Annotated in this window: 8 protein-coding genes; all 8 read left to right on the top strand. The window is 64.4% G+C overall.

All coding sequences use genetic code 11. The annotated features are described in order from the left end of the window. Positions 1–4 precede the first annotated feature (4 nt). Positions 5–1,321 carry an oxalate/formate MFS antiporter gene (oxlT, locus tag ACFFWD_RS04520; protein ID WP_376961874.1) on the top strand — a complete coding sequence of 439 codons (1,317 nt, stop codon included), beginning with the start codon at positions 5–7 and terminating at the stop codon, positions 1,319–1,321. Positions 1,322–1,581: 260 nt separating this feature from the next. Next, complete coding sequence (locus ACFFWD_RS04515) at positions 1,582–2,013, top strand: CBS domain-containing protein (protein WP_376961872.1); 432 nt, start codon at positions 1,582–1,584, stop codon at positions 2,011–2,013. Between the two features lie 157 nt (positions 2,014–2,170). Next, positions 2,171–3,259 carry a ketopantoate reductase family protein gene (locus ACFFWD_RS04510; RefSeq protein WP_376961939.1) on the top strand — a complete coding sequence of 363 codons (1,089 nt, stop codon included), beginning with the start codon at positions 2,171–2,173 and terminating at the stop codon, positions 3,257–3,259. Between the two features lie 276 nt (positions 3,260–3,535). Beyond that, positions 3,536–4,531: an NAD(P)H-dependent flavin oxidoreductase gene (locus ACFFWD_RS04505; protein WP_376961870.1), complete on the top strand. Its 996-nt coding sequence runs from the start codon at positions 3,536–3,538 to the stop codon at positions 4,529–4,531. A 38-nt stretch (positions 4,532–4,569) separates the two neighbouring features. Next, positions 4,570–5,538 (top strand): zinc-binding dehydrogenase, encoded by a 969-nt coding sequence (locus tag ACFFWD_RS04500; protein WP_376961868.1) that lies wholly within the window; start codon positions 4,570–4,572, stop codon positions 5,536–5,538. A 148-nt stretch (positions 5,539–5,686) separates the two neighbouring features. Beyond that, complete coding sequence (locus ACFFWD_RS04495) at positions 5,687–9,289, top strand: Ig-like domain repeat protein (protein ID WP_376961866.1); 3,603 nt, start codon at positions 5,687–5,689, stop codon at positions 9,287–9,289. Positions 9,290–10,291: 1,002 nt separating this feature from the next. Beyond that, positions 10,292–11,665 carry a cation-efflux pump gene (locus ACFFWD_RS04490; RefSeq protein ID WP_376961864.1) on the top strand — a complete coding sequence of 458 codons (1,374 nt, stop codon included), beginning with the start codon at positions 10,292–10,294 and terminating at the stop codon, positions 11,663–11,665. A 192-nt stretch (positions 11,666–11,857) separates the two neighbouring features. Further along, entirely contained in the window at positions 11,858–14,179 is a 2,322-nt protein-coding gene (locus ACFFWD_RS04485) for a sensor histidine kinase (RefSeq protein WP_376961862.1), read from the top strand. Positions 14,180–14,197 lie beyond the last annotated feature (18 nt).

The raw sequence follows: 14,197 nt of genomic DNA, 5'->3' as shown, positions 1-14,197 counted from the left end.
GTTGATGGTTTCCAGCAATACGGCGGCGACGCCTGCAGTACCTGTCTCCAGCGGCTTCCGCTGGCTCCAGCTCGCCATGGGCATCGTCTGCATGGCGATGATCGCGAACCTCCAATATGGCTGGACGCTGTTCGTCGACCCGATCGACGCCTCGCATCACTGGGGCCGCGCCGCGATCCAGCTCGCCTTCACGATCTTCGTCGTGACCGAGACCTGGCTGGTGCCGGTGGAGGCCTGGTTCGTCGACAAATACGGCCCCCGAATCGTCGTCATGTTCGGCGGCGTCATGATCGCCCTCTCCTGGGTCCTCAATTCCTACGCCGATAGCCTCACTTTGCTCTACGCCGCCGCCGTGATCGGCGGCATCGGCGCCGGCGCGGTGTACGGCACCTGTGTCGGCAATGCGCTGAAATGGTTTCCGGATCGCCGCGGCCTTGCCGCCGGCGCCACCGCGGCCGGCTTCGGCGCGGGTGCTGCGATCACCGTGGTGCCGATCGCCAGCATGATCGCCGCAAGCGGCTATCAGGCCGCCTTCCTCGACTTCGGCATCGGCCAGGGCCTGATCGTGTTCGTGCTCGCCTTCTTCATCCGCCCGCCTGATGTCTCGACGCCGCCGAGGAAGAAGCAGCTCAATCTGCCGCAGACCAAGATCGATTTCACGCCGCCGCAGGTGCTGCGCAGCCCGATCTTCTGGGTGATGTACCTGGTGTTCGTGATGGTCGCCGCCGGCGGCCTGATGACGGCGGCGCAGATCGCACCGATCGCGCATGACTACAAGATCGCCAACACGCCGGTCACCCTCGCCGGCTTCCAGATGGCGGCACTGACATTCGCGATTTCGCTCGACCGCATCTTCGACGGCTTCGGACGGCCGTTCTTTGGCTGGGTCTCCGACACGATCGGCCGCGAGCACACGATGTTCATCGCCTTCGGCACCGCCGCGCTGATGCTGCTGACGCTGTCGACCTACGGCCACAACCCGCTGGTGTTCGTGCTGGCGACGGCGGTGTATTTCGGCGTGTTCGGCGAGATCTACAGCCTGTTTCCGGCGACCTGCGGCGACACCTTCGGATCGAAGTTCGCCACCACCAACAACGGCATGCTCTACACCGCGAAGGGCACCGCCTCCCTGCTCGTCCCCGCAGCGAGCCTCATTGCCGCGAATTACGGCTGGCAGGCCGTGTTCGTGGTCGCGGTCGGGCTGAACGCCACCGCGGCCTTGATGGCGCTGTTCGTGATCAAGCCGCTACGGCGGGCCTTCATCCTCGGCAATGAGGCGGCAGCCGAAGCCGAGACGGCGGCCAGCGCCGAGACCGCCTGACCGCTCAAGCCCTTTCTCCCTGGACTGTGGAGGCGCACCTCGGTGCGCCTCCATTTTTTTATTCAGTCCAGGGATGCCAGATACAAGACCCGTCGTAGCATGTTGCTCGGCCGGACATCGCGCTCGTCAAAAACCATCCATAACGTCAGCAAGCCTGTCTATTTTCGCAGATTTTTATCGCACGCTTTTCCAACACCCGTGTTGACAATTGGTATTATGTATACCAGACTTGCTTCATCGCAGACCCCAAGGAGGTTGCCATGCAAGTCGGAGATATCCTGCGCAAGAAAGCCGCCCGCGTCGCAACGGTTCGCATGAACGAGACCGTGGCCGTCGCCGCTCAACTGATGCGCGCGAGCAATATCAGCGCGCTCGTGGTCAAGGATGTCGTCCGCACCGAGGGCAACACCGCCGTCGGCATGTTCACCGAGCGCGACGTGGTGCGCGCGATCGCCCAGTACGGCGGAGCCGGCGCCAACATGCGAGTGTCGCAGTTCGTTGCCGTGCAGCAGCTCGTCTCCTGCACCTCGACCGATACGCTCGATCACGTCCGTCATCTCATGAACAAGCACCACATTCGTCACGTGCCTGTCATCGACAATTACAGCCTGATCGGCGTTGTCAGCATGCGCGACATCGCGACGGCGTTCGACGCGGAGGCAACGAGCACCGCCACGGTGTTCGCCGCCTGACCGGTCGCTTCGAACCCCGCCGACATCTTTGGAGTTGCACTCCCAGGGAAGACGGCGTCGCACCGCAATTTTCGGCTTAGCTCCTGTCGCAAAGCCGGCGCTCTGAAATCTGCGCCGGCGTCGTGCGCGCCGGAGAACATCATCTGTGGGAGGGCGCATGGCCCGTAACGTTCTGATCCTTGGAGCCTCGTACGGCTCATTGCTGGCGACAAAGCTTTTGATGGCGGGTCACAACGCGACCCTGGTTTGCCGGAAGCAGACGGCAGACCTCATCAATCGCGACGGCACCGAAGTTCGCATCAAGCTGCGTGATGAGGCGACCCACCGGTCGATCTTCTCGCGCGACCTGCCCGGGATCTTGGACGCCGTCGAGCCCGCCGACGTCGATCCGTCCCGCTATGATCTGGTTGGCCTTGCGATGCAGGAACCGCAATACGCCAACGACGCGATCCGGGCTCTGATGATCAAGATCGCCGAGGCGAAGCTGCCTTGCCTTTCGATCATGAACATGCCGCCCTTGCCCTATCTCAAACGGATCCCGGCGCTGGCGAACATGGATCTGGAGGAGGCCTATACCAATGCAGCGGTATGGGAACGGTTCGAGCCGGGCCTGGTGTCGCTCTGCTCCCCCGATCCGCAGGCCTTTCGTCCGCCGGAAGAGGCGGCGAATGTTCTTCATGTCGGCTTGCCGACCAACTTCAAGGCCGCGCCATTTGCAGACGACAAACATAACTTGCTGCTTCGGGAGCTGGAAGCCGACATCGACGCGGTGAAGCTGGATGGCCAGGACGTTCCGGTGAAGCTCAAGGTGTTCGATTCGATGTTCGTCCCTCTGGCCAAATGGTCGATGCTGTTGACGGGGAATTACCGCTGCATCACGCCGCAGGAGCCGCAATCGATCCGCGACGCGGTGCACGGCGATATCAATCTCTCGCAGTCGATCTATGGCCATGTCGATGCCATCGCCCAGCGTCTGGGCGCGGATCCCGCCGATCAGGTCCCTTTCGCGAAATATGCCAAAGCGGCGGAAAGCCTGCTCAAACCCTCGTCGGCGGCCCGGGCGGTCGCTGGTGGCGCGCCTTCCATCGAGCGCGTCGACCTGCTGGTGAAGCTGATTTCGCATCAGCTTGGCGTACCCAATGCCGAAATCGACCGTACGGTGCAGATCGTCAATCAGAAACTGAATAAGAGCATCGCGGCAGACGGATCCGGCACGCCGGAAGGTGCTCCACTTGCAGTGACGTAGAACCTGTCGGTTCTGATTGAATCGGAAGCGAGCGCGAGTCTCTTGTTTCGAAACGTCTTCCTGACGCGAACTGGCGTCTGCTTCGCGCGAAACGCGATCTGTCATTGATCGCGGACCGGCCCATTCGAGACCATCCCCTCGATTTCCGCATGGGCCTGCCGCCCCTGCCCGGTAGACTTTTGCCGGGCCGGGCGGCATCCTGCCGCTCGAAATCCAAAACAGACCGTGAGCGGCCGTCCGCGTCACGGAAAATTCGAGCGGAAACCCGAGGGCAGAATGATCAAGACACGTTTCACCGAAATGTTCGGCGTCGACCACCCGATCGTGCAGGGCGGCATGCAATGGGTCGGGCGCGCGGAGCTGGTCGCGGCCGTTGCCAATGCCGGCGCACTCGGCATGATCACGGCGCTGACCCAGCCGACGCCGGACGATCTGCGCAAGGAAATCGCACGCTGCCGCGAGTTGACCGACAAGCCGTTCGGCGTGAATCTCACCATCCTGCCCGCGATCAAGCCGCCGCCCTATGCCGAATACCGCCAGGCGATCATCGAGAGCGGCATCAAGATCGTCGAAACCGCCGGCAACAAGCCGCAGGAGCATGTCGACGAGTTCAAAAAGCACGGCGTCAAGGTGCTGCACAAATGCACCAGCGTCCGCCACGCGCTGTCCGCCGAGCGGATGGGCGTCGACGCGATCTCGATCGACGGCTTTGAGTGCGCCGGCCATCCCGGCGAGGACGATACCCCCGGCCTGATCCTGATCCCCGCTGCCGCAGACAAGGTGAAGATCCCGATGATCGCCTCCGGCGGCTTCGGCGATGCCCGCGGCCTCGTCGCCGCGCTCGCGCTTGGCGCCGACGGCATCAACATGGGCACCCGCTTCATGTGCACCAAGGAAAGCCCGATCCACCAGCTCGTGAAGGAACGCATCGTCGCCAATGACGAACGCGAGACCGAATTGATCTTCCGCACCATGCGCAACACCTCGCGCGTCGCCAAGAACGCGATCTCGACCAAGGTGGTGGCGATGGAGAAGGAAGGCGCGAAGTTCGAGGACGTCCGCGAGCTCGTCGCCGGCGCCCGTGGCAAGATGGTCTACGCCACCGGCGACGCCGATGAAGGCATCTGGTCGGCCGGCCAGGTGCAAGGCCTGATCCATGACATCCCGTCCTGCGGCGAATTGATCTCGCGCATCGTCCGCGAAGCGGAAGCGATCATCCGCGAGCGGCTCGAAGGCATGATGTCCGGCGCCAAGCGGCAGGCTGCGGAATAGTCGCGTCAACGCACGCGGTGAAGGAAAAGAGAAGAGCCATGAAAGCCTATGTATACGGCGCCAACGGCGCCGAGATCACCGACGTCGCAAAGCCCTCACCGAAGGGCACGCAGGTGCTGGTCAAGGTCCACGCCTGCGGCCTCAACCGCGCCGACCTCGGCATGACCAAGGGCCATGCCCATGGCTCCGCCGGCGGCGTCGGCACCGTGCTCGGCATGGAATGGGCCGGCGAAGTCGCCGAGCTCGGCCCGGATGCCAAGGGCGTCGAGGTCGGCGACAGGATCATGGGCTCCGGTGGCGCAGCGTTTGCGGAATATACGCTCGCCGACCATGGCCGGCTGTTCCGCGCGCCCTCGAACATGAACTTCGACGAGGCCGCGACGCTGCCCGTCGCACTCGCCACCATGCACAACGCCGTCGTCACCAACGGCGCGCTGCAGCCGGGCCAGAGCGTGCTGATCCAGGGCGCTAGCTCCGGCGTCGGCCTGATGGCGATGCAAATTGCAAAACTGAAGGGCGCGAAGCTCGTGATCGGCTCGTCGACTGACGCGATGCGGCGCGGACGGCTGAAGGAATTCGGCGCCGATCTCGCGATCGATTCCTCCGATCCGGGCTGGGTCGATCAGGTGCTGAAGGCGACCGACGGGCAAGGCGTCGACCTCATCGTCGATCAGGTCTCCGGCAAGGTCGCCAACCAGAATCTTGCAGCGACCAAGGTCAAGGGCCGCATCGTCAATGTCGGCCGGCTCGGCGGCACCCATGCCGATTTCAACTTCGACCTGCACGCGGCACGCCGCATCCACTATATCGGCGTCACCTTCCGCACCCGCACCATCGAGGAGATCCGCGAGATCTTCGACGAGGTCCGGAAGGACATCTGGCCCGCAGTCGAGGCACGCAAGCTGCAGCTGCCGATCGACAAGGTCTACAAATTCGCTGACATCGGCGCGGCGTTCGCGCACATGGAAGCCAACAAGCACCTCGGCAAGATCGTGGTGACGCTGTAGCGAAGAATCCGCGAACACAACCCACAATGGAATCTTGTTGCTCCTTCGCCACAGGCTGTCGATCGGCATCGTGAATCGCGCCGGCCGATATTGATCGCGCGACAACCTCCTCTACTGTCGTCCGTGGAATTAGTGGCGGGGGCCCTCGTTGATCTTCAGGAAAATTTGGCTTGCGCTCGGCGTTCTCGCCGCGGCGGGCGCGGCGATGCTCTTGCCATCGGTTGCCTGGGCTGGCCCGGCGACGCATTTTCAGGTCTCAGCACCGGCGTCAGCGACCACCGGGGCTTCATTCACCTTGACCGTCACCGCCCTGGACGCGGGAAACGCCGTCGATACCGGCTACACGGGCACGGTGCATTTCACGAGCACCGACGGATCAGCGATCCTGCCGACAAACTACTTTTTCACGCCCGCCGATGCCGGCGTGCATACGTTCTCGGCGACCCTGAACACCTCCGGTTCGCAGACCGTTACCGCGACCGACACCGTGTCGTCATCGATCACCGGCCAGTCAGGCACGATTTCAGTCAGTTCGTCAGCCGACCTCTCGGTAACCAAGTCGGGACCCGCCAGCGTGCTGCAGGGCCAAAATGCAACTTACACCATCACGGTCACCAATAACGGGCCGAGCGCCGCCGCCAACGTGTCTCTGGCCGACGCGCTGCCGGCTGGCACGACATTCGTCAGCTTCTCTATTCCGGGCGGTTGGAGCGCGATCACGCCTCCGATCGGGGGTACCGGATCGGTGACGGCGTCGATTGCCAGTTTCGCGTCTGGCGGCACGGCGACCTTCACGCTGGTGGCCCAGGTCGCCCCTGCCGCAACTGCTGGCTCCACGATCACCAATACCGCGACGGTCTCCTCCACGACCGCCGACCCGAACGCCGCCAATAACAGCTCATCTTCGTCGCTGACGGTTACCGCACCAGTCGCCGACCTCGCGGTGACCAAGGTAGGTCCCGCCAGCGTCCTGCACGGCCAGAACGCGACTTATACCATCACGGTGAGCAACGCCGGACCGATCGCGGCTGCCAGCGTGTCGCTGACCGACACGCTACCGGCCGGCATGACATTCGTCAGCTTCTCGATTCCGGGCGGCTGGTCCGCGTTGGTGCCGCCGATCGGCGGCACCGGAACGGTGACGGCGACGATTGCCAGTCTCGCGTCTGGCGGCTCCGCGACGTTCACGCTGGTGGCCCAGGTGGCCGCTAGCACGCCAGGCGGCACAACGATCAGCAACACCGCGACGGTCTCAACCACCACCACGGACCCGATCAACTCCAATAACAGTTCGACTTCGTCGCTGACAGTTACCACGCCACCTGCGGACCTTTCGGTGACGAAGGTAGGCCCCGCCAGTGTCCAGCACGGCCAGAACGCGACTTACACCATCACGGTGAACAACGCCGGGCCGAGCAATGCCGCGAATGCGCAGCTGACCGACGTCCTGCCGCCCAATACGACGTTCGTCAGCTTCAGCCAGACAACTGGTCCTGTCTTCAGCGCATCGACGCCCGCGGTCGGCGGCACCGGAGCAGTGACCGCGTCGCTTGCCAGTCTTGCGCCGGGCGCCTCCGCGACCTTCACGCTGGTGGCCCAGGTCAACGCTGCCGCGCCAGCCGGCTCAGCGATCACAAATACCGCGACGGTCTCCTCAACTTCCTCGGACCCGAACAACGCCAACGACACCGCGAACTCGTCGCTAACCGTTACCGCGGCTCCGGCCACGCATTTCTCGGTTTCGGCGCCAGCGGCGGCGACGGCTGGAACGGCGTTCAATATCACCGTCACGGCGCTGGACGCCTCCAACGGTGTTGCGACCGGCTATGCCGGCACGGTGCATTTCACCAGCAGCGACGGAGCGGCCGTGTTGCCGGCCAACGCGACACTGACCAATGGCGTCGGGACATTCTCCGTCACGCTCAACACGTCAGGTTCGCGGACGATTACGGCCACCGATACGGTGACGCCGGCAATCACCGGTGCGGCCAACGTCAACGTGACTTCCAACGCGGCAGCGCATTTCGTCGTTTCAGCACCGGCGTCGGCGACAACCGGGGTCGCCTTCAATTTGACGGTCACCGCGCTCGATGCCGCAAACACCACGGTGACCGGCTACACCGGTACGGTGCATTTCACCAGCAGCGACGGAGCGGCCGTGTTGCCGGCCAACGCGACACTGACCAATGGCGTCGGGACATTCTCCGTCACGCTCAACACGTCAGGTTCGCGGACGATTACGGCCACCGATACGGTGACGCCGGCAATCACCGGTGCGGCCAGCGTCAACGTGGCACCCGTCAAGACCGCGACAACCACGACGGTCGTGTCTTCGCAGAATCCGAGCAGCGCAGGCCAGAGCGTCGCATTCACGGCAACCGTTTCCGGTGCGACGCCAACGGGGAGCGTCACCTTCAGCGACGGCAGTACCGTGCTCGGCATCGTCACGCTGGCAGGTGGTGTCGCGACCTTCGCCACCTCGTCGCTGGCAACAGGCAATCATTCCATCACCGCGGTCTATGGCGGCGACAGCAGTTTCGTCGCCAGCACGTCGGCGGCGTTGGTCCAGACCGTCAACACGGCCGCGGACAGTCTCAAGCTGCGCGCGCTGCAGGTGCTGGTCACTCCGATAGCGGCGCAGGTTTCGGGACAGGCAATATCCGGCGCGGTCGATAGTGCGATCGGCGAAGGTTTTGGCGGAAGCGGCGGCTTTATCAGCCCGAGCGGTAACGGCGTCCGGTTCAATTTCGCGGCCGATCCCGACGCGCGCGCGTCGGATACGGCCCCCCGCCCCACCGATCCCTTCGACACCAACGGGTCGTTTGCGGGAGGGCGTGGATTTGCGTCTCAAGCGTCGCCGACACGCATCGACGACGCGTTCGGCGCATTGGCCTATGCCGGCCCCACCAAGGCCCAGTCACGCCGTATCGCCGACCCCAGGGAATGGCTGGGTTGGGCCGAAGTGCGTGGGGCGACGCTCGACCGCTGGGGCAACCTCAATGCGGTGCCTGGCGCCACCGTGCTCTATGGCAACCAGGTCAACCTGCTGGCGGGCCTGACGCGCAAATTCACGCCGAACTTCCTGGTCGGCGTGCTCGGCGGCTACGAGACCTTCGACTATCGTTCGGACGCTTTGACGGGCCGCCTGAAAGGCGATGGCTGGACCGTTGGATCCTATGTCGGCTGGAAGGTGACGCAGGACATTCGCTTCGATGCCGCGGTTGCCTATTCGGGCATCGGATATGACGGCACGGCGGGCACCGCTGCGGGCTCGTTCGGCGGCAACCGCTGGCTGGTCACGAGCGGCCTGACCGGCACCTACGCCAGTCACGGCGTGCTGATCGAGCCTTCGGCGCGCGTCTATGCGCTGTGGGAGCGCGAGAGCGCCTACACCGATAGCCTTGGCACCCAGCAAGGCGCGCGCGACTTCTCGACCGGCCGCGCCAGCGGCGGCGTCAAGCTGTCCTATCCGCTGGCATGGACCGCCACCGCCGTGTTCACGCCCTATGCCGGCCTCTATGGCGACTATTACTTCAACAACGACAGCGCGGGCGCCGTAGCCGCGGCGACAGCGGCGTTGCCGGCCAACCTTGTGCTCTCCGGCTGGTCGGCGCGCGCATCCGGCGGGCTGACCGCCAGGTTCGACAACGGCGCGCAGATCGCCGTCGGCGGCGAGCGTAGCGGCATCGGCGGTAGCTTCGGGCTCTGGACTTATCGCGCTCGCGCGTCCGTGCCGTTCAGCGCGCAGTAGGTCTTGTCGAGAGTGCTGGCGCGCCAGCGCGTCGGCGTCCTCATCCGCATCGCGCGGTTGCTGCATTGCGCGTGAGACTCAGAACAATTCGCACCAAACCGGCTCCAGCAAGTGAGTGGCGATTGCGGCTTCTGAACAGAGCTTGAAGTTAACAGGCGGACTGCTAAACCGCCGCCCGGCGGCTGGACTGATGACGAGCTACAACGATTGCATGGAATCCGGCCTGAGGGTCGGGTGGAGAAGCAGCGAACAATCGTGGTACTGCACCAGCCTGAGGCTGAAGTAGCGCGCAGATTCGGCGGACAAGCCGCTCTACCCATCCCACGGCGTGGGTCGCTGTGGCGAAGAGTGTTGCCAATTCGACACGACGGGCAAATCAGCAAAAACCCGTCAAGCCCTCGCCGGAAAAATATTTCTATTTTTCAGAAATACAAATCGGTGTATAAATCCCCCGTCTCACCCGATCGAGGGGCGCTTCGCGATCGTCACGAGTGTTGCGGTGGGATGCGGTGACCGCGGAATGCGCGACAGACGAGCGCGCGATGCAGCGGACGGTGAAGTCGTGTGGTCCTGACGCCCCAGTGGTTGTGTCTCCTCGCAAGAACGCGAAACGTCTTTGCGAAGACGGTGACAAACAAGCCCGGTCTCGCCGGGGAGAGCACGTATAAGCCGTAAAACCATCGCGCAGGGAATGCCGGAGTGTCTCCCGCTGAACCTGTATGCTCGTGTGCGTTTCTTTCTCCATTTGCACACGAGACCGCGGGTGCAGCGCGCACCCGGCATTCCCTGCGCCCTCTTCTTTTCGGGGCGAATGATTTTGCAAAGCTCGGGCGAAATGCGCCGCGAGAACGTGGATCCGCATCTGAATGAGGCTGGTGAACTTGCGCAGTGCATGTCCTGGATTCGGAATAGTTCGCAACAAGTTTGCTGTTGCAAGTGAGTGGCGATTGCGTGTTGCGAGTAACACTTGATGTTCACCGACGCCCTGATAAACCGCCGCCCATGAGCGCATCCAACACCAAGACCTCGGTCGCAGCGATCTCGATCTTTGCCAGCGGCGGCATGGCCGCGGCCAAATTCGTCGTGGGCGTTGCGATCGGCTCGCTGGCGCTGATCTCGGAGGCGCTGCACAGCGCGATCGACCTGGTGGCAACCATCATCACCTGGGCGGTGGTGCGGGTGTCGGACCAGCCGGCGGATGCCGAACATCACTATGGCCACGGCAAGCTCGAAAGCGTCTCGGCGCTCGGCATCATCGCCCTGCTTTACGTGCTCGCCGGCGGTATCCTGGTCGAGGCCTACAGCCGACTGCGCGACGGATCGCCGCCGCCGTCGATCTCCGCCATCCCGTTTGTCGTGCTGGTGGTCGATATTATCGTGAACCTGTGGCGTGCGCGGGCGCTGCACCGCGCGGCGCGCGAGACCAAGAGTCAGGCGCTCGCCGCCGACGCCCTGCACTTCGCCTCCGACGTGATGGGCTCGGCGGCCGTCATCGTCGGACTGATCCTGGCCGGCCTCGGTTTCTGGTGGGGCGACGCGGCTGCCGCCATTGCGGTCGCCGTCATGATCGCGCTGCTCGGCTTGCGGATGGCGCGCGAGACCGTCGAGACGCTGCTCGACCGGGCGCCGGAGGGCGCGCAAGAAAAGGCCACCGCCGCAATCAAGGCGGTATCAGGCGTGGTCGGTGTCGACCGCCTGCGCGTGCGCATGGTCGGGCCGACCCACTTCATCGACGCGATCGCAAAAGTGCCGCGCACCTACCCGATCGACCGGGTCGAGGAGATCAAGCGCAAGGCGCAGGCCGCCGTGACCAAGGCGCTCGGCGACGCCGACCTCACCTTCACCGCGGTCCCGGTGGCGCGCGACAACGAGACCGTGCGCGAGCGCATCATGGTGATCGCGCGCAATTCCGGCCTCGCCATCCATCACGTCACCGTGCACGATCTCGGCGGCAAGCTGATCGTCGGCATCGACCTCGAGGTCGACGGCGAGATGGACCTGGCCGCTGCGCACACCATCGCCCACAACCTCGAACACGCGATCCGCGAGGATTTCGGCGAGGACGTCGAGGTCGACACCCATATCGAGCCGCTCCAGCCGGAATTGCCGTGGGGCACCGACGCCGCGCCCGACCGCGTCGAGACCATCAAGGCCGCGCTGACCCGTTTCGCCGCCGACGGCGCGATCCATGACATTCACAATGTGCGCGTCCGCGACACCGACGCCGGCGAGATCGTCAACTTCCATTGCCGCGCCGCGCCGTCGATGAGCGTGATCAAGGTGCACGACAGCGTCGATGAGATCGAGCGCGCGCTGCGCCGTGCCTTCCCGACCATCAAGCGGGTCATCAGTCACGCAGAACCGCCGCGCGCGTAGTTCTACGGGACCGTTCCTGTTTCGGACTCATTTTGCGCGCGCTGATTCCGTGGTGGGCAAGATTTATTTCGTATTAACGAATCGTTGACTCTCGACAGCCCGGAAAAACTGGATTCAAATCACGTTGATTCGGAAGCGACGTGGGGTTCTTCCGAACCGTGTAAAAATCAGCTTGAGGCGGGGGTCTAGGGCATGGCGCGCGCGCATGCGGCGAACGCATGCGTCCAATCCGATTCGATCAAAGGATTGGCGCAGTCGATCGCAAAACCGGCCTATCACCGGCTCCTGACGGCCGAGCCCGCACTGCGCCGCGCGGTGCCTACCCTGATCATCGCCTTCCTCATCACCATCTGCCTCGGCGCCTTCGTCCAGGTGGTCGACCAGAACCGCCAGAAGCGCGGTGCGATGAAGCGCGACCTTGCCGCGCTGTCCGACATGCTGGCCGAACGCCTCGATCGCATCACCTCGGTGCGCCGCGATCGGCTCAACAATATCGAGCGCATGCAGGAGCTGCTGCCCGATTTGATCCCGTCTTGGGGCATCGCGTTCGGCCGCCACGTCATCGTCACCGGCGCCGACCATCGTGTGCTGGCGCGCATGCCGATCGACGGCCTCGGCGAGAGCGATCGCATCCTCGACGTCATCTCCACCGCGCAACTGCTCGCTGCACCCGGCCAGCAGGGCGTGGTCAGCGACATGACGCTGCCGAACGGCAGCGGCGCGCTGGCGATCTCGCGGCTCGTCAAGTCGCTGCCGGGCCAGATCATCGTCATCCAGGAGATCAACGAGCCGATCTGGGGATCGGACGCAGCGCTCTCGGTGACGCTGTCGGCGACCACGAGCTTTGTGGTCCTGATCCTCGGCTTCGCCTTCCACTGGCAATCGACCCGCGCCCGCGAGGGCGACCTGATCAACGACGCCGTGCGCGGCCGCATCGACACCGCGCTCAACCGCGGCCGCTGCGGATTGTGGGACTGGGACCTGTCGCGCGGCCGGATCTTCTGGTCGCAGTCGATGTTCACATTGCTCGGCCTCGACTCGCGCAACGACCTCCTCACCTTCGGCGAGGTCAACGCGCTAGTGAATTCCGACGATATCAACCTGTTCGACATCGCCGACGAGCTGATCTCCGGCAAGATCACCCAGATCGACCAGAGCTTCCGCATGCAACATGTCGACGGGCACTGGATCTGGCTGCGCGTGCGCTGCGAGCTGAGCCAGGCGGCGGCCGATGGCGGCATGCATCTGATCGGGATCGCCGTCGACATCACCGAGCAGAAGAGCCTCGCCGAGAAGTCGGTGGAAGCCGATCTGCGCCTGCGCGACGCGATCGAGACCATCCCCGAGGCCTTCGTGCTCTGGGACGCCGAGGATCGCCTCGTGCTCTGCAACTCGCATTTCCAGCGCCTGCACAAGCTGCCGGACTCCGCCGTCGCCCCCGGCACCTCCTACGAGACGGTGATCGAGGTCGGCAGCATGCCGGAGGTCCGCACCCGCCTGCACGAGAGCGGCGTGCCAACGCCGGGCGCGCGCACCTTCGAGGCCCAGCTCGACGACGGCAGCTGGCTGCACATCAGCGAGCGCCGCACCAAGGACGGCGGCTACGTCTCGGTCGGCACCGACATCACCCGCATCAAGGAGCACGAGCAGAAGCTGGTCGACAACGACCTGCGCCTGCGCGCCTCGGTGGCCGACCTCAAGCGCTCGCAGACCGAGCTCGAGCGGCAGGCGGGCGAGCTCGCCGACCTCGCCCAGAAATACTCGCAGGAAAAGACCCGCGCCGAGGAAGCCAATGCGGCGAAGTCCAAGTTCCTCGCCAATATGAGTCACGAGCTGCGCACGCCGCTCAACGCCATCATCGGCTTCTCCGAGATCATGGGCAGCGGCCTGTTCGGCACGCTCGGCTCGGACAAGTACGAGGAATATTGCCACGACATCCTGACATCGGGGAAATACCTGCTCGAGGTGATCAACGACATCCTCGACATGTCGAAGATCGAGGCCGGCCGCATGAAGTTCGACATGGAGCCGCTCGACCTCTCCGGCATCCTCGCGGAATCGCTCAAGGTGGTCTCGGGCCGCGCCGAGGACAAGAGCCTGTCGCTGGAGTCGGACATCGAGACCACGATCTCCGCGGTGGCCGACCGCCGCGCGGTCAAGCAGATCATCGTCAACCTGCTCTCCAACGCGGTGAAGTTCACGCCGGACGGCGGCCGGGTGCTGGTGCGCGGCCAGATGGTGAACGATTCAATCGTGCTCCTGATCGCCGACAGCGGCATCGGCATCGCCCCGGAGTCGCTGCGACGGCTCGGAAAGCCGTTCGAGCAGGTCGAGAGCCAGCTCACCAAGACCTACCAGGGCTCCGGCCTCGGGCTTGCAATCGCACGCTCGCTGACCAGTCTGCACGGCGGCACGATGCGGCTCCGCTCACGGCTCGGCGTCGGCACCGTCGTGCGCGTCACGCTGCCGCGCGATCCGCGAACGATGCAGGCAAAGCTCGCGGCGGCGGCGTAACCCCTCGCCACCTCAGGA

The organism is Bradyrhizobium erythrophlei (assembly GCF_042430365.1).
Taxonomy (GTDB): domain Bacteria; phylum Pseudomonadota; class Alphaproteobacteria; order Rhizobiales; family Xanthobacteraceae; genus Bradyrhizobium; species Bradyrhizobium erythrophlei.
Note: the sequence above shows the minus strand (reverse complement) of the source record. Positions and strands in the feature narration are given on the sequence as shown.

What these genes read in the sequence shown, in the direction of transcription:
- oxlT (WP_376961874.1), top strand. Translation starts at nt 5, where the DNA reads ATGGTTTCCAGCAATACGGCGGCGACGCCTGCAGTACCTGTCTCCAGC.
- ACFFWD_RS04515 (WP_376961872.1), top strand. Translation starts at nt 1,582, where the DNA reads ATGCAAGTCGGAGATATCCTGCGCAAGAAAGCCGCCCGCGTCGCAACG.
- ACFFWD_RS04510 (WP_376961939.1), top strand. Translation starts at nt 2,171, where the DNA reads ATGGCCCGTAACGTTCTGATCCTTGGAGCCTCGTACGGCTCATTGCTG.
- ACFFWD_RS04505 (WP_376961870.1), top strand. Translation starts at nt 3,536, where the DNA reads ATGATCAAGACACGTTTCACCGAAATGTTCGGCGTCGACCACCCGATC.
- ACFFWD_RS04500 (WP_376961868.1), top strand. Translation starts at nt 4,570, where the DNA reads ATGAAAGCCTATGTATACGGCGCCAACGGCGCCGAGATCACCGACGTC.
- ACFFWD_RS04490 (WP_376961864.1), top strand. Translation starts at nt 10,292, where the DNA reads ATGAGCGCATCCAACACCAAGACCTCGGTCGCAGCGATCTCGATCTTT.
- ACFFWD_RS04485 (WP_376961862.1), top strand. Translation starts at nt 11,858, where the DNA reads ATGGCGCGCGCGCATGCGGCGAACGCATGCGTCCAATCCGATTCGATC.